Source organism: Pseudomonas wayambapalatensis (assembly GCF_049942315.1).
In the GTDB taxonomy this organism is placed as follows: Bacteria; Pseudomonadota; Gammaproteobacteria; order Pseudomonadales; family Pseudomonadaceae; genus Aquipseudomonas; species Aquipseudomonas wayambapalatensis.
This window is the reverse complement of record NZ_JBNFMU010000181.1, coordinates 11,954-29,866: the sequence shown is the minus strand read 5'-3', so window position 1 is coordinate 29,866 and position 17,913 is coordinate 11,954. Positions and strand designations below refer to the sequence as shown.

General features: G+C 65.0%; 17 protein-coding genes. 3 read left to right on the top strand and 14 right to left on the bottom strand.

Translation table 11 applies throughout. From position 1 onward, the window contains the following. Positions 1–169 precede the first annotated feature (169 nt). On the bottom strand, positions 170–832 hold the full coding sequence (gene yrfG / locus ACPZMI_RS13425; RefSeq protein WP_186667436.1) for a GMP/IMP nucleotidase: 663 nt from the start codon (positions 830–832) through the stop codon (positions 170–172). 65 nt (positions 833–897) lie between these two features. Here yrfG and nudE point away from each other — a divergent pair, with 65 nt between their 5' ends. Both nudE and cysQ read left to right on the top strand, forming a co-directional pair. Next, positions 898–1,464 carry an ADP compounds hydrolase NudE gene (nudE, locus tag ACPZMI_RS13420; RefSeq protein ID WP_054891688.1) on the top strand — a complete coding sequence of 189 codons (567 nt, stop codon included), beginning with the start codon at positions 898–900 and terminating at the stop codon, positions 1,462–1,464. Beyond that, positions 1,461–2,288 (top strand): 3'(2'),5'-bisphosphate nucleotidase CysQ, encoded by an 828-nt coding sequence (gene cysQ / locus ACPZMI_RS13415; protein ID WP_426352402.1) that lies wholly within the window; start codon positions 1,461–1,463, stop codon positions 2,286–2,288. The genes nudE and cysQ overlap by 4 nt, the downstream gene beginning before the upstream one ends. Before the next feature lie 29 nt (positions 2,289–2,317). Here cysQ and ACPZMI_RS13410 read toward each other — a convergent pair whose 3' ends face one another. The 13 genes from ACPZMI_RS13410 to ACPZMI_RS13350 all read right to left on the bottom strand — a co-directional run bounded on the left by ACPZMI_RS13410 (position 2,318) and on the right by ACPZMI_RS13350 (position 14,580). Continuing rightward, positions 2,318–2,773: a thioesterase domain-containing protein gene (locus ACPZMI_RS13410; protein ID WP_186667438.1), complete on the bottom strand. Its 456-nt coding sequence runs from the start codon at positions 2,771–2,773 to the stop codon at positions 2,318–2,320. Continuing rightward, positions 2,770–4,173: a sigma-54-dependent transcriptional regulator gene (locus tag ACPZMI_RS13405; protein ID WP_186667439.1), complete on the bottom strand. Its 1,404-nt coding sequence runs from the start codon at positions 4,171–4,173 to the stop codon at positions 2,770–2,772. The genes ACPZMI_RS13410 and ACPZMI_RS13405 overlap by 4 nt, the downstream gene beginning before the upstream one ends. Beyond that, complete coding sequence (locus ACPZMI_RS13400; RefSeq protein ID WP_186710216.1) at positions 4,170–5,984, bottom strand: sensor histidine kinase; 1,815 nt, start codon at positions 5,982–5,984, stop codon at positions 4,170–4,172. Before ACPZMI_RS13400 ends, ACPZMI_RS13405 begins: the two co-directional genes overlap by 4 nt. A 37-nt stretch (positions 5,985–6,021) precedes the next feature. Then, a complete protein-coding gene (rfbD, locus tag ACPZMI_RS13395; RefSeq protein ID WP_426352401.1) occupies positions 6,022–6,882 on the bottom strand; it encodes a dTDP-4-dehydrorhamnose reductase in 861 nt (286 codons plus the stop codon). Continuing rightward, the gene (gene rfbC, locus ACPZMI_RS13390; protein WP_426352400.1) at positions 6,879–7,424 is read right to left on the bottom strand and encodes a dTDP-4-dehydrorhamnose 3,5-epimerase; all 546 of its coding nucleotides are present in this window, start codon (positions 7,422–7,424) and stop codon (positions 6,879–6,881) included. The genes rfbD and rfbC overlap by 4 nt, the downstream gene beginning before the upstream one ends. After that, positions 7,421–8,296 carry a glucose-1-phosphate thymidylyltransferase RfbA gene (gene rfbA, locus ACPZMI_RS13385; protein ID WP_186720191.1) on the bottom strand — a complete coding sequence of 292 codons (876 nt, stop codon included), beginning with the start codon at positions 8,294–8,296 and terminating at the stop codon, positions 7,421–7,423. Before rfbA ends, rfbC begins: the two co-directional genes overlap by 4 nt. After that, positions 8,293–9,375, bottom strand: a complete 1,083-nt coding sequence (rfbB, locus tag ACPZMI_RS13380) for a dTDP-glucose 4,6-dehydratase (protein ID WP_186720190.1) — start codon at positions 9,373–9,375, stop codon at positions 8,293–8,295. The genes rfbA and rfbB overlap by 4 nt, the downstream gene beginning before the upstream one ends. A gap of 63 nt (positions 9,376–9,438) precedes the next feature. Continuing rightward, positions 9,439–10,584: a dTDP-4-amino-4,6-dideoxygalactose transaminase gene (gene rffA, locus ACPZMI_RS13375; RefSeq protein WP_426352399.1), complete on the bottom strand. Its 1,146-nt coding sequence runs from the start codon at positions 10,582–10,584 to the stop codon at positions 9,439–9,441. After that, on the bottom strand, positions 10,581–11,300 hold the full coding sequence (locus ACPZMI_RS13370) for a metallophosphoesterase family protein (RefSeq protein ID WP_186667444.1): 720 nt from the start codon (positions 11,298–11,300) through the stop codon (positions 10,581–10,583). The genes rffA and ACPZMI_RS13370 overlap by 4 nt, the downstream gene beginning before the upstream one ends. Beyond that, entirely contained in the window at positions 11,281–12,258 is a 978-nt protein-coding gene (locus ACPZMI_RS13365) for an ATP-grasp domain-containing protein (protein WP_426352398.1), read from the bottom strand. The genes ACPZMI_RS13370 and ACPZMI_RS13365 overlap by 20 nt, the downstream gene beginning before the upstream one ends. Continuing rightward, positions 12,255–13,106, bottom strand: a complete 852-nt coding sequence (locus tag ACPZMI_RS13360) for an NAD-dependent epimerase/dehydratase family protein (protein ID WP_426352397.1) — start codon at positions 13,104–13,106, stop codon at positions 12,255–12,257. The genes ACPZMI_RS13365 and ACPZMI_RS13360 overlap by 4 nt, the downstream gene beginning before the upstream one ends. Then, positions 13,103–13,831: a class I SAM-dependent methyltransferase gene (locus ACPZMI_RS13355; protein WP_054891698.1), complete on the bottom strand. Its 729-nt coding sequence runs from the start codon at positions 13,829–13,831 to the stop codon at positions 13,103–13,105. Before ACPZMI_RS13355 ends, ACPZMI_RS13360 begins: the two co-directional genes overlap by 4 nt. After that, complete coding sequence (locus tag ACPZMI_RS13350) at positions 13,828–14,580, bottom strand: WbqC family protein (protein ID WP_186667447.1); 753 nt, start codon at positions 14,578–14,580, stop codon at positions 13,828–13,830. The genes ACPZMI_RS13355 and ACPZMI_RS13350 overlap by 4 nt, the downstream gene beginning before the upstream one ends. A gap of 277 nt (positions 14,581–14,857) precedes the next feature. Here ACPZMI_RS13350 and ACPZMI_RS13345 point away from each other — a divergent pair, with 277 nt between their 5' ends. Then, complete coding sequence (locus ACPZMI_RS13345) at positions 14,858–17,758, top strand: aminotransferase (RefSeq protein WP_426352396.1); 2,901 nt, start codon at positions 14,858–14,860, stop codon at positions 17,756–17,758. Positions 17,759–17,913: the final 155 nt, after the last annotated feature.

The window sequence follows — 17,913 nt, the reverse complement described above, 5'->3', positions numbered from 1 at the left end:
CCGGGGCAGGTGCTGCGCATTCCGGACTGAGGATCGGTGTTGCGCTCATCGCGGGACAAGTCGGAGCGCCGAACCGCCGCTCTCACAGGGATATCTCCCCCGCCTGAAACCCGGGTGATATTTGTGGGAGCGGCGGTTCGGCGCTCCGACTTGTCCCGAGATGAGGCCCTCAAAGTCCCAGCAACAATTCCCGGTAATCCTCGACCGCCGCGAACTCCTGCGTATCGCGCACATCCGCCCGGCTATCGGGCTGCCGCACTGCCAGCAGATGCCCCACCCCGAACCGCTGGGCACTGCGCAGGATCGCCAGGGTGTCGTCGATGAACAGGCTGCGCGCGGGCTCGAAGCCGATATCGGCGCGCAGGGCATCCCAGAACTGCGGGCTCTCTTTCGGGTAGCCATAGTCGTGCGAGCTGATCAGCCGTTCGAAATACGGCGCAAGCTGCACTTTTTCGAGTTTCAGCGACAGTGAGTCGCGGTGGGCGTTGGTGATCATCACCACACGCTTGCCGGCCTTGCCGATGGCGGCAAGGAAGGTGTCGGCGTCCGGGCGCAGAGCGATCAGGTCGGCGATCTCGCGCTTGAGTTCGCGGATCGGCAGGCGCAGTTCGCGGCTCCAGAAGTCCAGGCAATACCAGTTCAGGGTGCCGGCATGAAGCTCGAACAGCGGCCGCAGTTCCAGCTCGGCCATCGCGCGGCTCACGCCATGCAGCTCGGCGTAGCGTTGGGGCAGGTGTTCGAGCCAGAAGCGATTGTCGTAGTGCAGGTCGAGCAGGGTGCCGTCCATGTCCAGCAGGACGGTATCGATGGTGGACCAGGGCAGAACAGGCATTGGAATTTCTCGATCGGTCGGCAAGCCACGGTATAGTAACCCGTTCACGCCAAGGAGCCGCACCCATGCGCCAGAAACCCACCGTCCTCAGTCGCGAGATCGTCGCCAGCAGCCGCCTGTTCCGGGTCGAGGCGGTGCAGTTGCGCTTCTCCAATGGCAACGAGCGCACCTACGAGCGCCTGGTCGGTCGGGGCAACGGTTATGGTGCAGTGATGATCGTGGCGATGCTCGACGCCGAGCATGCGGTGCTGGTCGAGGAATACTGCGGCGGCACCGATGAATACGAACTGTCGCTGCCCAAGGGCCTGATCGAGCCGGGCGAGGACGTGCTGGCCGCCGCTGATCGTGAGCTCAAGGAAGAAGCCGGTTTCGGGGCACGACAACTGGAGCACCTCACCGAGCTGTCGCTGTCGCCCGGCTACATGAGCCAGAAGATCCAGGTGGTGCTGGCCAGCGACCTGTACGAAGAGCGCCTGGAGGGCGACGAGCCTGAGCCGATGCGCGTCGACAAGGTCAACCTGCGCGAGCTCTCGGCCCTGGCCATGCACCCGCAGTTCAGTGAAGGCCGGGCGCTGGCGGCGTTGTACCTGGCGCGTGACCTGCTGATCCAGCGGGGGCTGCTGAGCGCATGAACGACCTGCAACTGATGCATGAAGTGGTCAAGCTCGCTCAACTGGCGGGCGAGGCGATCCTGCCATTCTGGCGCTCTGGCGTCGCAGTCACCAACAAGGCCGACGACTCGCCGGTGACCGCCGCCGACCTGGCTGCTCACCGAGTCATCGCCGACGGCCTGCAAGCGCTGGCGCCGCAGATTCCGGTGCTGTCGGAGGAAGATTGCAACATCCCGCTGGCGACACGCCAAGCCTGGACGCGCTGGTGGCTGGTCGATCCATTGGACGGCACCAAGGAGTTCATCGCCGGCAGCGAGGAATTCACCGTCAACATCGCCCTGATCGAGAACGGTGAGGTGGTGTTCGGTGTGGTGTCGATGCCGACCAATGGCCGCTGCTACTTCGGTGGCCGGGCGCTGGGTGCATGGCGCGTCGAGCCCCAGGGTGACGCCCAGCCGATTCACGTGCGCAACGCGCCACCTGCCGATGGGCGTTTCATCGTGGTTGCCAGCCGTCGCCATACCAGCCCCGAGCAGGAAGCCCTGCTGGCTGGGCTCGGTGCCGAGGTCGGCGAACTGGAACTGGCCAATATCGGCAGCTCGCTGAAGTTCTGCCTGCTGGCCGAGGGCGCTGCCGATTTCTACCCGCGCCTGGCGCCAACCTCGCAGTGGGATACCGCGGCGGCGCAGGGGGTGGTCGAAGGGGCAGGGGGCGAGGTGATCGGGCTGGATGGCCAGGCGTTCCGCTACCCGGCGCGGGAGTCGCTGCTCAATCCGTTCTTCCTGGCGCTGCCGGCCAAGGCGCCATGGCGGCAAAAAGTCATTGCAGCGGCTATCGGGCAGTAATTACCGAAGCCGCCTCGCTCCTCGCCTGATCAGCGGTGCAGCACATACTGCCCGCTGAATCTCACTGCCGCCTCTTCACTCCCCGCATTGCTCACCATCGTCTCCAGGGTCAGGCGCGCCCGGCCGCGGCGCTGGTACATCGTCAGGAAGCGCTCCCAGACCTTTTCGTCCGGCGCCGGGCAGCGTGCTACCGCCGTGCCTGTCACCGGCAATGGATAACTGATCTGCCCTTCATGGATGACGATGTGCCCGTCATCGATCCCCAACTCACGCAAACGCAGGTGCAGCCAGCCCCAGCCGACCAGTACGGCGGCGCAGTAGAGGCTGCCGCCGAACATGGTGCTCTTGTGGTTGACGTTGGGCGCCAGCGGCAATTGCAGACGCAGGCACTGCTCGCGCCAGTCGATGACTTGCATGCCCATTTCTCGTGTCAGCGGTATATCGCTGTGCAGGACTGCCTGCAGGTACTGGCTGTCGGTGGTCATGGCCGCGGCTCCTCGTGATCGTCATGGCTGCTGCCGTCGGCGAAGCTCAGGCCGTGCTTGCGCAGCTTGTCGTGCAACGTTTTGCGCGGGATGCCGAGGGCTTCGGCGAGGCTGCGCATGGAACTGTGCGGCTGGTTCAGTTCGGCGGCGATCAGCGAGCGTTCGAACTGCTCGACCTGCTCGCTGAGGTTGCCGACACGTGCCGGTTCGGCGCTGTCGGTGGCAGGGGGCACCTGGCCGTCCAGGGCCAGCTCCAGGCCCAGGGCGAAGCGCTCTGCCGCGTTCTGCAGCTCGCGTACGTTGCCTGGCCATTCGTGACGCAACAGCATGGCCCGCTGCGCCGGTTGCAAGGTGTGCGGTGCCAGGCCGTGGCGTTGGCTGGCGGCATCGGCGAAGTGCTGGAACAGCACCAGGATGTCGTCGCCGCGTTCGCGCAGGGCCGGTATGCGCAGCGGTGCGACGTTCAGGCGGTAGTAGAGGTCGGCGCGGAAACGCCCTTGGTCGGCCGACTGGCGCAGGTCTTCCTTGGTCGCGGCGATCACGCGGATATCCAGCGGGATCAGTTGGTTGCCACCCAGGCGCTCGACCACCCGCTCCTGCAGCAGGCGCAGCAGCTTGACCTGCACGTCCAGGCTCATGCTCTCGATTTCGTCGAGGAACAGCGTGCCGCCGTTGGCGAATTCGAACTTGCCGATACGGCGCTTCTGCGCACCGGTGAAGGCGCCGGGTTCATGGCCGAACAGCTCGCTCTCGACCACCGACTCGGCCAGGGCGCCGGCATTGATGGCCACGAACGGGCCGTCCCGACGGCTCGACAGGTCGTGCAGGGCACGCGCGACCACCTCTTTACCGGCGCCGGTCTCGCCGAGGATCAGCACGTCCGCGCGGGTTCCGGCCAGGGCGCCGATCTGTTCGCGCAGGCGCTGCATCGACGGTGAATGGCCGACCAGCCGTGTCGACAACTGCTGGCGATCGCTCAGGGCCAGACGCAGGCTGCGGTTGTCCAGCACCAGGCGGCGCAGCGCCAGGGCCCGGCGCACGCTGTCGAGCAGGGCGTCGCTGGCGAAGGGCTTTTCCAGGAAGTCATAGGCCCCGGCACGCATCGCCTGGACTGCCAGCGGCACGTCGCCGTGGCCGGTGATCAGTAGCACAGGCAGTTCGTTGTCCCGTGTGTGCAGTTGCTCCAGCAGTTGCAGGCCGTCGATACCCGGCATGCGGATATCGCTGACCACCACGCCGGGCCAGTCGGGCTCGATGCGCTCGGCCAGGCCCTGGGCGTCGGCCAGGGTAGCAACCTTGAGGCCTGCCAGGTCCAGGGTCTGGCTCAGGGCCTGGCGCAGGTGCGGATCGTCATCGACCAGGATGACCTGGGTTTGACTGTCGATCAGTGTCTCGGTCATGCCGAGGAATCCTCCGAAGGTTTCAGGTTGGCACCGGGTGCTGCCATGCGCAGTTGCAGGGTGAGCAGGGCGCCCCCTTCCGGGTGGTTGCCCATCAGCAACTCGCCACCGAGCGCGCGCATCAGGCTTTCGCAGATCGCCAGGCCCAGGCCAAGGCCCTGGGTACGGGTCTTGGTGGTGAAGAAGGGTTCCTTGGCGTGCTCCAGCGCTTGCCGGGTAAAGCCCGGGCCGTTGTCGCGAATGTACAGGTAGACGCAGTCGTCGCGCGTCTCGGCACTCAGCCAGAGGCGGCGAGGGTTGGCTTTTTCCGTGAGTGCGTCGAGGGCATTGGCCAGCAGGTTGCCGAGCACCTGGCGCAGGCGGGTTTCACCGGCCTGGACCCATAAGGTGGCATCCGGCAGATCGCGGATCAGTTCCACCGCCATGGCCCGACGACGCTTGGCCAGCAAGGCCAGGGCATCGTCCAGCGCCGGTTGCAGGGCCACGCTTTCCGGGGCATGGCGGTCGCGGCGAGCAAAGGCGCGCAGGTGGGCGATGATCGAGGCCATGCGCCCGGTCAGCTCGCCGATCAGCTTGAGGTTGCCGCGGGCATCCTCGGTGCGCTGGTGGTCGAGCAGGATCTCGGCGTTCTCGGCGTAGCTGCGGATCGCCGCCAGCGGTTGGTTGAGCTCGTGGCTGATGCTCGCCGACATGGTGCCCAGCACCGACAGTTTCCCGGCCTGGACCAGCTCGTCCTGGGCGCGTACCAGTTCCTGCTGCGCCTGCTCGCGCTCCAGCACTTCGTTCTTCAGGCGATTGTTCAGCCATTCGAGGTCGGCGGTGCGCGCCACCACGCGGTTTTCCAGCTCCTGGCGGCCACGAGCCTCCAGTTCGATGCGATCCATGTAGTGGCGGCGGCGCTGCATCACCAGCCCGGCCAGGAGCATGGTCACCAGCAGCGCACCGGCGCCGATGGCCATGACGGTCTGCACCGAGCGATCGACCAGGATGCGCGGCGCAAGGATGCTCACCTGCCAGCCGGTCTCCTTGATATCGCGGGTCTGGGTCAGCCAGGCGTCGGGTTCCAGGCGCAGCGGTTGCGGTGCCTGGGTCGGGTAGGGCTGGATGGCGATCATCGCCTTGCGTTCTGCTTCGCTCAGTACACGGGTAGCGCGGAAACGCCATTCCGGGCGCGAAGTGAGCACCACCACGCCGTACTGGTCGGTCAGCAGCAATTGTTCCGGGGTGCGGCCCCAGAGGGTTTCGGTGTGGTCGAGGTCGACCTTGACCACCAGCACGCCGACTACACGTTCGCCGTCACGCACCGCTGCCGCGAAGAAGTAGCCGCGCTTGGCCGAGGTGGTGCCCTGGCCGAAGAAGCGGCCCAGGCGCCCTTCCATCGCCTCGATGAAGTAGGGGCGGAAGGCGAAGTTGCGGCCGACGAAGCTGTCGCGCTTGTCCCAGTTGGAGGCGGCCAGGGTGTTGCCGCTGACGTCCATCAGGTACATCACTTCGGCGCCGGTCTGCTGGGTGATCTCGCGCAGCAGGCGATTGGCGTTGGTCACCGCCTCCAGCCTGAACGGGTCGGCCAGCACGCCGCGCAGGGCCGGCAGGTCGCCGAGGATCTGCGGCAGGGTCTCGTAGCGGTGAAGGGTGCCGAGCAGGTTGGCGACGTAGAGGTCGAGGGTTTGGCGGTTCTGCGAGGCCAGTTGGTCCTGGTAGTAGCGCTCGGCAAGATGATGCAGCGGCCACAGCAGCGGAGCCAGGCACAGGGCCAGCAGGGCCAGGCTGCGCCAGCGGGGTCGTTGCGAAGTGATTGAAGTCGAGGTCATCGCCAAGTGCGCCAGAATGAACTGGCGCAATTATGCGCTACTTCAGGCAGTCGATCAGCGCTTGCTGCCAATGCGGCTGGCTGACCTGCCATTCACGTGCCAGGCGTGAGCAGTCCAGGCGTGAGTTGAGCGGGCGGCGGGCCGGGGTCGGGTATTCGCTGCTGGGGATCGGCAGCAGTTCGGCACAGGGCAGGCCGCGGGCCTTCAACTGCTCGGCGATGGCCTGGGCGAAGCCGAACCAGGAGGTTTTGCCCTGGGCTGTCAGATGATAGGTCCCCCACGCACCCGCCTGGCCGGCCTGCCAGCGCTCGATCAAGGCGCGGGTGCTGGCGGCGATCGTCCCGGCCCAGGTCGGTGCGCCGATCTGGTCGTCGACCACTTTCAGCTGCGGGCGCTCCTGCAGCAGGCGTTGCATGGTCAGCAGGAAGTTGCGTCCATGCAGCGAGTACACCCAGCTGGTGCGCAGGATCAGGTGCTGGGCGCCCACTGCGGCAATCGCCTGCTCGCCTGCGAGCTTGCTCTGGCCGTAAACACCCAGCGGATGCACCGGGTCGTCCTCGACATAGGGCGTTGTCTTGTTGCCGTCGAACACGTAGTCGGTGGAGTAGTGGATCAGCGGCGTACCCAGGCGTGCGGCTTCCTCGGCCAGCACGCGCGGACCTTCGGCGTTGATCGCGTAGGCCAGTGGCGCTTCGCTCTCGGCCTGGTCCACCGCGGTGTGGGCCGCGGCGTTGATGATCAGGTCGGGGGCGAGCTGGCGCAGAGGCTCACGCATGGCCTCGGGTTGAGCCAGGTCGAGCTGGTCGCGGCCGAGCAGGTGCAGTTCGCCAAGCCCGGCCAGCGCCTGCTGAAGGGCCTGGGCGACCTGGCCGTTGCGGCCGCAGACGAGGATCTTCATGGGAACAGCTCCGCGTCCTGAAGCAGCACCCCGGACTGGTCCTTGGCTGACAGCAGCGGTTCCGACTCAAGTTGCCAGTCGATGGCCAACTGCGGATCGTCCCAGCGAATGCAGCGCTCGGCTGCGGGGTTGTAATAGTCGGTGGTCTTGTACAGGAAGTCGGCCGACTCGCTGAGCACCACGAAACCGTGGGCGAAGCCAGCAGGGACCCACATCTGGTGGTGGTTCTCGGCAGACAGGCGTGCGCTGACCCAGCGCCCGAAGGTTGGCGAGCCGCGGCGGATGTCCACGACCACGTCCAGCACCTCGCCCTGGGTCACGCGGACCAGCTTGCCTTGCGGGTTCTGCAACTGGTAGTGCAGACCGCGCAGCACGCCCCGCTGGGAGCGCGAATGATTGTCCTGAACGAACTCGACATCGACCCCGGTACGTTCGGCGAAGGTGCGGGCATTGAAGCTTTCGAGGAAGAAACCACGGCTGTCACCGAACACCTTGGGTTCGATGATGAGGACTTCGGGGATTGCGGTATTGATGACGTTCATGGCGTTTCTTCAGCCAGTTTGCTCAGGTATTGGCCGTAGCCGGTTTTCTTCAGTTCGTTGGCCTTGGCCAGCAGCCTTTCCCGGCAGATCCAGCCCTTCTGATAGGCGATTTCTTCCAGGCACGCCACTTTCAGGCCCTGGCGGTGCTCGATGGTCTGCACGTACTGGGAAGCCTCCAGCAGGCTGTCGTGGGTGCCGGTATCGAGCCAGGCGAACCCGCGACCGAAGCGTTCGACCCTCAAGTCGCCGCGCTTGAGGTAGGCGTTGGTGATGTCGGTGATTTCCAGTTCGCCCCGAGGCGAAGGGCGCACGCCCTTGGCGATCTCGATCACATCGTTGTCGTAGAAATACAGGCCGGTCACCGCGTAGCTGGAGCGCGGTGCGACCGGTTTTTCCTCGATGGACAGGGCATTGCCCTGCGCGTCGAACTCGACCACGCCGAAGCGCTCCGGGTCCTTGACCAAGTAGCCGAACACCGTCGCCCCGGAGGGGCGGTTGACCGCACGCAGCAACTGTTCGCTGAAGCCTTGGCCGTGGAAGATGTTGTCGCCGAGGATCAGGCACACCGAATCGTCGCCGATGAAGTGTTCGCCGATCAGGAAGGCTTGGGCCAGGCCATCAGGCGAGGGCTGCTCGGCGTAGCTGAGGTTGATGCCGAACTGGCTGCCGTCGCCGAACAGCTGGCGGTACTGCGGCAAGTCCTGGGGAGTGGAAATGAGCAGGATGTCGCGGATGCCAGCGAGCATCAACACCGAGATCGGGTAGTAGATCATCGGTTTGTCGTAGATCGGCAACAGCTGTTTCGACACGCCAAGCGTGATGGGGTGCAGGCGAGTACCGGAGCCTCCGGCGAGGACGATGCCCTTGGTCATGCGATCAGGTCCTTGAAGTCGGAATTGCCCAGGCGTTCACCCTGGTAGCTGCCATCCTGGACGTGGCGGCACCATTCCAGGTTGTCGAGGTACCACTGCACGGTCTTGCGCAGGCCGGACTCGAAGGTCTCCTCCGGCACCCAGCCCAGCTCGCGCTCGATCTTGCTCGCGTCGATGGCGTATCGCAGGTCGTGGCCGGGGCGGTCCTGGACGAAGGTGATGAGGTCGGCAAAGTGGGCGATGTTGGCGGGGCGCTGGGGCGCGAGCTCTTCGAGCAGATTGCAGAGCGCCCGCACCACATCGAGGTTCTTCTGTTCGTTGTGCCCGCCGATGTTGTAGGTCTCGCCAACCTTGCCTGCGGTCACCACCCTGAGCAGCGCGCGGGCATGGTCCTCGACGAACAGCCAGTCACGCACTTGCTGGCCGTTGCCGTACACCGGCAGTGGCTTGCCGGCGAGGGCGTTGAGGATCATCAGCGGGATGAGTTTCTCGGGGAAATGATACGGGCCGTAGTTGTTCGAGCAATTGGTGATCAGCACCGGGAGGCCGTAGGTGCGATGCCAGGCGCGGACCAGGTGGTCGGATGCCGCCTTGCTGGCCGAGTAGGGCGAGCTTGGGGCATAAGGCGTGGTTTCGCGGAACAGGTCGTCGGCACCGTGCAGGTCGCCATACACCTCGTCGGTGGAAATGTGGTGGAAGCGGAACGCGTCGCGCGCATCTTCCGGCTGGCGGCTCCACCAGGCGCGGGTGGCCTCCAGCAAGGTATAGGTGCCGGTGATGTTGGTCTGGATGAATGCTGCCGGCCCGTCGATGGAGCGGTCCACATGGGACTCGGCGGCCAGGTGCATAATCGCGTCAGGCTGGAAACGTTCGAGGACAGCGCTGACGGTCTCCTGATCCACGATATCGGCCTGGACGAACTCATAGCGGCTGTTGTCGGCGATGCCGCGCAGCGACTCGAGGTTGCCAGCGTAGGTCAACTTGTCGAGGTTCAGAACTTCGTTGTCGGTATGGCCGATCAAGTAGCGGATCAGCGCCGAACCGATGAAGCCGGCACCGCCGGTAATGAGAATACGCATGGGGTGTGACTATCCTGCTGGTGGTAGGTGGCATTGTGCTGCAGGCGCGTAACAGCCTTTGGTTCAAAGGCGCGCGAGCGCGGTACTCAAGGCTGAAATCACTCGGTCCTGGCGTTCTTCGCCCAGGCCGCACCACAGCGGCAGGCGTACCAGGCGGTCTGACAGTTCGTCGGTGAGCTGCATCGAGCCATGTGCACGTCCGTAGCGCTCGCCGGCGGGCGAGGAATGCAGTGGCACATAGTGGAACACGGCATACACCTCTTCGTCTCGCATCCTCTGCAACACAGCCTGACGGTCAATGCCCGGGGCGAGCAGCACATAGTACATATGGGCATTGTGCTGGCAGTCCTGCGGGATGATCGGACGACGCAGCAGGCCATCCGCCTCGAGGCCGGCGAGGGTGTGGTGGTAGCGTTCCCAGGTGGCCAGGCGGCTGTTGGTGATCGCTTCGGCTTCCTGCAACTGTGCCCAGAGGAAGGCAGCGGTCAGCTCGCCGGGCAGGAACGACGATCCGACCTCCTGCCAGGTGTACTTGTCTACCTGGCCGCGGAAGAAGCGGCTGCGGTCGGTGCCCTTCTCGCGGATGATTTCCGCGCGCATCACCAGCTCTGGATCGTTGGCCAGCAGGGCACCACCCTCGCCGCTGATGACGTTCTTGGTTTCATGGAAGCTGAACGCGCCCAGATCCCCGATGCTGCCCAGCGCGCGCCCCTTGTAGCTGGACATGACGCCCTGCGCGGCATCCTCCACCACCTTCAGGCCGTGCCTGCGGGCGATGGCCAGGATGCTGTCCATCTCGCAGGCGACGCCGGCGTAGTGGACCACGGCGATGGCCTTGGTGCGGGGAGTGATGGCGGCCTCGATCAGGCGTTCGTCGAGGTTGAGCGTGTCCTCGCGGATGTCGACGAACACCGGTATTGCGCCGCGCAGGACGAAAGCATTGGCGGTGGAGACGAAGGTGTAGGACGGCATGATCACTTCATCGCCGGGCTGGATGTCGAGCAGCAGCGCGCACATTTCCAGTGCCGCGGTGCAGGAGTGAGTCAGCAGCGCCTTGCCGCTGCCGGTACGTTCCTCGAGCCAGGCATGGCAGCGCTTGGTGAACGGTCCGTCGCCGGCAAGCATCTGGCCCAGGTTGGCCTCGGCAATGTGGTGGAACTCCTTGCCAGTCATGTAGGGGCGGTTGAAGGGGATCTTTTCCAGGCTCATGGGCGGTTTCCTGCAGCGTTCGCGGGCGGAAGGTCGCTGCGGATCGCGCTGATGCGCCCGCCGATCTGCGTGCCCTTGGCAAGGTTTTCGTAGAAGTACTCGGTGAAGCCAGCATGTGCCATGGCGCGTTGCGCGGCCTCGATGTCGTAGGCGATGCGACAGAGCGTGAAGCGTTGGCCATCCCAGGTGGCGAAGGCGGCCCGAGGGTCGCCGTCGCGGGGCTGGCCGACCGAGCCAGGGTTGCACCAGGCCTTTTCGCGGCCTTGCCAGAGGTACTGCACATGGCTGTGGCCGGAGGCAAAGAAGCGCCCCGGGCGTTCGGCGAAGTAGGCCTCGCTGGGCTCGAGATACTCGTCCAGTGGGTCGTTCCAGCCGCCGTGGATCAGCTCAAGGCCGTGCAGGCTGGCGCGCTCCGGCAGGCTTTCGAGCCAGCGGCGGTTGTCGGCGCTGAGCACCTCACGCTGGTAGTCCAGACAGGCATTGGCGCTGTTGGAGCGTGGGCAGGGCTGGTTGAGTGCGATGTAGGCATCGTGGTTGCCCATCAGCGAGAAGATCCCGCGAGCGCGCAAGGTATCGCAGCACTCGTTGATCTGGCTGTAGTAACCGGCGGTGTCGCCCAGGCAGATGATCTCGTCCACACCCATCCGGTCGAGCTCGGCGAGCACAGTGGACAGCGCGGCGAAATTGCCGTGGATGTCAGAAATGATCCCGATCATGAACCACGTAGTCCTCGATGTAGCGCACCGCAAAACCTGCGCGGACCTCTGGTTGCCGGGGCTTCTCGCCCTGGAGATACCAGGCCAGGCACATGGCGGCCTCGTTGTAGCCGAAAGCGGTGCGGATGGAACTGGTGGAAGAGATCCGTGGATTGATCTCCAGCAGCTTCCAGGTGCCGTCGTCTGCCCGGCGGAACTGCAGGTTGGTGGGCCCGACCGGTTTGAAGTGCTGGCACAGGCGCAGCACCACGGCATCCAGGCTGGCGTCGTGGCGCACTTTGGCCTTGGCTGTGGAGCCGTCAGAGGCCAGGCTGCGCTGGAAGGTGATCGCGGCGCAGATGCCGCCCTGGCCGTCACCGAACACCGCCACGGTGTACTCCTGGCTGGCGCTGCCGATGATCGGCTGGGCCATCAGCACCTCCCCGAGAAGGGGTGCCCAGGGTATGAAATCGCGCTCTTCGCGGACCCACACCAGGCCCTTGGAGGCATAGCTGCGTCGCGGCTTGAGCAGGAACGGAAGGCCGAGTTGCTGCGAAAGCGAGGCAAAGTCGCCGGTCAGATGGCTGGGGATGCGGGCGTCGTCTTCAAGTGCCAGCAGGGCCTGGTCCATGGCGTACTTGTCGCGCGACAGGCTGATCAGTCGGGCGTCGTTGAGCACAATCCGGCAGCCGCTGGCAGCCAGCACGTCACGGTGTTGGTCGAGCCAGTGCACATCCTGCTCGATGCCGGGAATCAGCAGCTCGACCCGATACTGCTCGATCATCCGCAGCAGCCAGTCCTGATACCTGGGGTCGGCGGTCAGCGGTGCCTGTTCGAAGTGGTCGCACCAGGCCTGGCCGACCGCATCGTCGTAGATGTCGGTGCCCAGCAACGTGAGTGTCGGGTCGGCGGCGCGCAGCGATTTCAGCAGGCCATAGCCCATGATCGCGCCGACGCCGGTGACCATTGCCGTGGTCATTGCTGGGCCTCCTGATGAGCCTGCATCAGTTGCAGGCCGGTACGGATGTCAGTGGCTGGCCAATAGTCGATGGCCTGGTGCAGTTGCGCATCGGCCTGCATGGCCGGCATATCGGCGATGTCCGGCTTGTCCCGTAGGAAGTGGATTTCGGCAGGGCGGGCGCAGGCAGCAAAGGCCGCTTCGGCGATCTCGGACAGCCTGGGGCTGTGCGGGTGCACGCAGTCGAAGCGACCGACCACCGTGCGCTGCGCCACGCGTTTCACGATCTCGGCCAGGTCGTCCAGAAACAGGTAGTTGCGCTGCGCATCGTTGTTGCCATACAGCTGCACTGTCCTGCCTGCACGCGCCGTTTCGGCGATGACGTACAGCAGCCCCTGGTGTTTGCGGCAGGCACCGGCTGCATCGTAGACCTGGCTGGGACGCAGGATGGTCAGGGCGATTTCGCGTTGCTTGCAGAACAGCTGTGCAAGCTCCTCGGAATGGCGCTTCGACAGCGAATAGATGTTGTAGTGAGGGTCGTCGGCGCTAAAGCCTGCGAACACCGAAGACACCAGGATCAGGTGCCGGGCGCCGCTCTGCGCAGCAAGCTCGCAAGCGCGCAGGGTACCGACCGCGTTGACCTGCTCGGCCTGGATCAGCGCTTGGCTGGAGGTCCCGCCGAAGGCGGCGGCCACCAGCACCGCGGTATCGAAGTGCCCGCCAGCGAAGGGCGGGTTGTCTGCCTGCTCCAGATCGAACGGGAAGTCCGCTTCGCGACGCCCCGCAGTCCTGACTTCGCCCAGCCTGGCAAGCCGGGCGGCGATGGCCTGGCCGATGACCGAAGTGCTGCCGATCAACAGGCTTCTCATGTCGGCTCGACCTGGGCCTCGAACATCAGTGCACAGCAGAGCTCGGGGTAGTCGATGCCGACCGTGCACATCCCTTCGATGATCTCGTTGGACAGCCCCAGTGGCTGCAGTTGCGAGGTCATCAGCGGCTTGAGGAACACCCCTTCCTTGCGCACGATGCGATAGCCGGCCTGCTCCAGCTCATCGGTCAGGCGGCTGACCGAGTAGGTGCGCTGGTGACCGAGTTCCAGATCGCCCTGGCCCAGCTTCATCATGTCGTCGAGCTTGCCTGCCGCATGGCCGATACGCCGGTGCAGCGACTCGCCATTGGGCACCAGGGCGAACAGCCGGCCGCCAGGCGCGAGGAAGCGGCGGAAGTGTTCCAGGACCTGCTGCGGGTTGTCGACGTGTTCGAGGATGAAGCCCATCACGATCAGGTCGAAGGTCCGCTCGGTGTCGAAATGCTCGAAATAGCTTTCGACGATCTCGACCGGACTGTCGGGGTAGTTTTCGCGGAACTGGGCGATGACCGAGGGCGATCCGTCGATCACCGTGTGCGAGGCGAAGAAGCGCGAGAAGCGGTTGGTCGAGAAACCGTGGCCGACGCCCAGTTCCAGAATCGAGTGGTGCTCCTGACACAGCTTCATGATCCGCTGGGGATACCAGTTGAGCATGATGTCGTTGTCGAAAGCGAAGCCGAAACGATCACTGTAGGCGCCGATGTAGCTGTCTAGTGCATTGCTCATGGGGAGACTCGCATGTCGGGTGCTGCGCCCGTCGGCGCGGTGGATTCAGGAGCCGATGACCGTATGTGCTTCATGAACCGCGGTGCGTCCGGGCCACAGTTGAACAGCAGGTCGAGGATGCTCACGCCATGGGTGAAATCACCCCACTGCTGCGGGTATTGGGGGTAGCCGCTGTAGTCGAACCAACTGACGGCGATGCCCTGTGCGGCGAACAGGCTTTCGTCCAGATAGTCGCGCGCGGCCGGGCCGGAAAGGTATTCGCTGGCACCGGCTTGCTGGCACAAGTCGACCAGACGCTCGCTCTTGCCTTCACCCAGGCGATAGTCCCAGGAGTGGCTGATGCGTGTGCCGATGCCCAGGTAGTGGCAGACGGCCTGGAGTAGCCTACGATTCAGCGGGCTGAGATGGTCGAACTGCTCTTCGAGATAGATCGGTCGCAGCCACTGTTTGATTTCGTCGAAATACGGCGCACGCTTGTAGTTCGCTTCGAGGGACCGCCAGTGACTGGCGGCCCAGTCGTGCCCGTCGATCCGTGTTTCGCGGATCGCCTGGTGGTAGCGCCCTCTGACCTGAACCGGCACGGTCAGCCATTGCACGCCCTGGGGAGTCTTGATTTGGTTGCGATTACGCCAGTCACGTCGGGTGAATTGCATGTCGTCGTAAAGGATGAACTCGTCCACGGCGGCGATCAGGTCGAAATAACCTTTCCAGGGGATGTAGTTCGACTGCAGGATGGCGACCTTCTTCATGCGTATGCCCCCGCGCGTTTGTGACGAACTTCTGACGCATGCAGCCTGCGCGACGATGCCCCGGCGTCAAGGAGCCGGTGCGGGAGGGGCGACAACAACAGTGGTGCAGCGGACATCGACAACGAACTCCTGATGGACAGCGGGCGATACCAGGCCTTCTGGGGCGCGCCTTTGGCAATGATCGTTGCAGGTTGGCAACGACTGTCTGCGTCTCACCCCCTTGCTTCCGGGCAGTGGTAATGGCGATATAAGCAAAAAAGAGGCCGAGGTTCGCACCATGCCGTTGCACACCCTGATCCACCGCTCCAGCCTTCCACGTCCCGAGGTTTCCGAGGCGCAGGCCAGCCATACCCTGCAGGCGTATTACGGCCTGCACGGCGCGCTGGTGCCCCTTGGCAGCCAGCAGGACGTGAACTACCGGCTGGACAGCGAGCAGGGGCGCTTCGTCTTCAAGCTCTGCCACGGCAGTTATGCCCAGGTCGAGCTCGAGGCACAGCATGCCGCGCTGGCCTACCTGCGCACCCAGGGCCTGCCGGTGCCTGCGGTGCGTGCAGCGCTGGGTGGCGAGGGCTTGCTGGCGCTGGAGATCGGCGGCCAGGCCCTGCGTTGCCGCGTGCTCGAATACATCGACGGCCAGCCACTGACCCGTCTGAAGCATATGCCGGATCGGCTGATGGCCGAGCTGGGGGCGCTGTGCGCGCAACTCGACAAGGCCCTGGTCGGCTTCGAGCACCCGGGGCTGGAGCGCACGCTGCAGTGGGATCCGCGGCATGCCGAGGCGTTGATCGAGCACCTGCTGCCGGTCATCAAGGACGAGGCCCGGCGCGAGCGCGTCGAGGGTGTGGCCAGTCAGGCGCGGGCGCGTCTGCAGCCGCTGGCCGGACAGCTTCCGACGCAGGCGGTGCATCTGGACATCACCGATGACAACGTGGTCTGGTCGCTTGACGAGCACCGTCAGTGGCAGGCGCAAGGTGTGATCGACTTCGGCGATCTGTCACACACCTGGCGTATCGCCGACCTCTCGGTCACCTGCGCAGCCTTGCTGCACCATGCCGAGGGCGATCCGCTGCGCATCCTGCCGGTGGTTGCGGCCTACCAGGCGGTCAATCCGCTGAGCGAAGCCGAATTGCGCGCCCTGTGGCCGCTGGTGCTCAACCGTTCCGCAGTGCTGGTGCTGAGCAGCGAGCAGCAACTCACCGTCGATCCGGACAACCAGTACACCCGCGACAACATCGCCCATGAGTGGGAAATCTTCGATACCGCCACTGCGGTGCCTGCCGCATTGATGGAAGCGGCGATCCTGCAGACGGCAGGTTTTGCCCCCGACACCCTGGACCTCGGCGACTGCGCAGCACTGCTGCCGAGCCTGGCCGGCCAGACCGTGGGTCGGCTCGATCTCGGTGTGCTGAGCCCGCACTGCGAGGCTGGAAACTGGCAGCAGGCCGGATTCGACCAGCGCCTGTTGCTTGCCCAGCCGGCTCCCGCCACCACGCTGTATGGGCAGTACCGTCTGTCGCAAACCCATTTTGACCGCCCGGACGAGCCTGCCACCTGTGCCTTGGGCGTGGAACTGAACCTGCCGAGCGGTACGGTGTTGCACGCGCCGCAAACCGGTATCTGGCTGAGCACGGGGGATGGCCGCGGGTGTCTGAGCATCGCCGGTTGGGGGCTGTGGCTGAGCGGCCTGGAGCAGGCGCCAGAGGATGGCGAATCGGTGCACAAGGGGCAGGTGCTGGGGTCGACCTGTGGCTTCCTGAGCGTGCAGTTGTGCCTGGACCCCAACATTGCGCCGCCGTTCTTTGCCAAACCGTCCCAGGCAAAGGCCTGGCTGGCGCTTTGCCCGTCGCCGACGGCACTGCTGGGCTTCGATTGCGATGCCGAGCCACTGGTGGACGCCCAGGCCCTGCTGGCGCGGCGCGATGCCAGCTTCGCCCGCTCGCAGAAGCACTACTACGCCCAGCCGCCGCATATCGAGCGCGGCTGGCGCAACTACCTGATCGACATGCAGGGGCGTTCCTACCTGGACATGCTCAACAACGTGGCGGTGCTCGGGCATGGGCATCCGCGCATGGTCGCCGAATCGGCGCGGCAGTGGTCGCTGGTCAATACCAACTCGCGCTTCCACTACGCGGCCATCGCCGAGTTTTCCGAGCGCCTGCTCGAGCTGGCGCCGGAAGGCTTCGACCGGGTGTTCCTGGTCAACAGCGGCACCGAGGCCAACGACCTGGCGATTCGTCTGGCCTGGGCCTACAGCGGCGGGCGTGACCTGCTCAGCGTGCTGGAGGCCTATCACGGCTGGTCGGTGGCCACCGATGCCATCTCCACCTCGATCGCCGACAATCCGCAGGCGTTGGAAACCCGGCCGGACTGGGTCCATCCGGTGGAGGCGCCGAATACGTTCCGCGGCCGTTACCGCGGCGCCGACAGCGCCAGCGATTACCTGCGCGATGTCGACGCCAAGCTCGCCGATCTGGATGCCCGTGGCCGCCAGTTGGCAGGGATGATCTGCGAACCGGTGTACGGTAATGCCGGCGGGATCTCGCTACCCAAGGGCTACCTGCGCGAGGCCTATGCCAAGGTGCGGGCGCGCGGCGGCGTGTGCATCGCCGATGAAGTGCAGGTGGGCTATGGTCGCCTGGGCGAGTACTTCTGGGGCTTCGAGGAGCAGGGCGTGGTGCCGGACATCATCACCATGGCCAAGGGCATGGGCAATGGCCAGCCGCTGGGTGCGGTGATCACCCGCCGCGACATCGCCGAGGCGCTCGAGGCCGAGGGCTATTTCTTCTCCTCGGCCGGCGGCAGCCCGGTGAGCTGCCGGATCGGCATGGCGGTGCTGGATGTGATGCGCGACGAAGGGCTTTGGGACAACGCCCGCGATGTTGGCCGCCACTTCAAGGCGCGCTTGCAAGCGCTGGTCGATAAACATCCGCTTGCCGGTGCCGCCCACGGCTCGGGCTTCTACCTGGGGCTGGAACTGGTGCGTGACCGCCAGACACTGGAACCGGCGACCGAGGAGACCATGGTCCTGTGCGATCGCCTGCGCGACCTGGGGATCTTCATGCAGCCCACGGGAGACTACCTGAACATCCTCAAGATCAAGCCGCCGATGTGTACCACGCGCCAGAGCGTGGACTACTTCGTCGATTGCGTGGATCGTGTCCTGACGGAGCTGAGTTGATTTAAATCGATTTATATCGATTAAATTTCCTGAATTATCTATTTCGATTTTATTTCAGGCTTTAAAAGTCGATATCTATCGGTTAGATTGGTCGTATTCGCTGCCCCTGTGGGAGCGGGCTTGCCCGCGAAGGGGCCCTGCAGACACCTGAACAA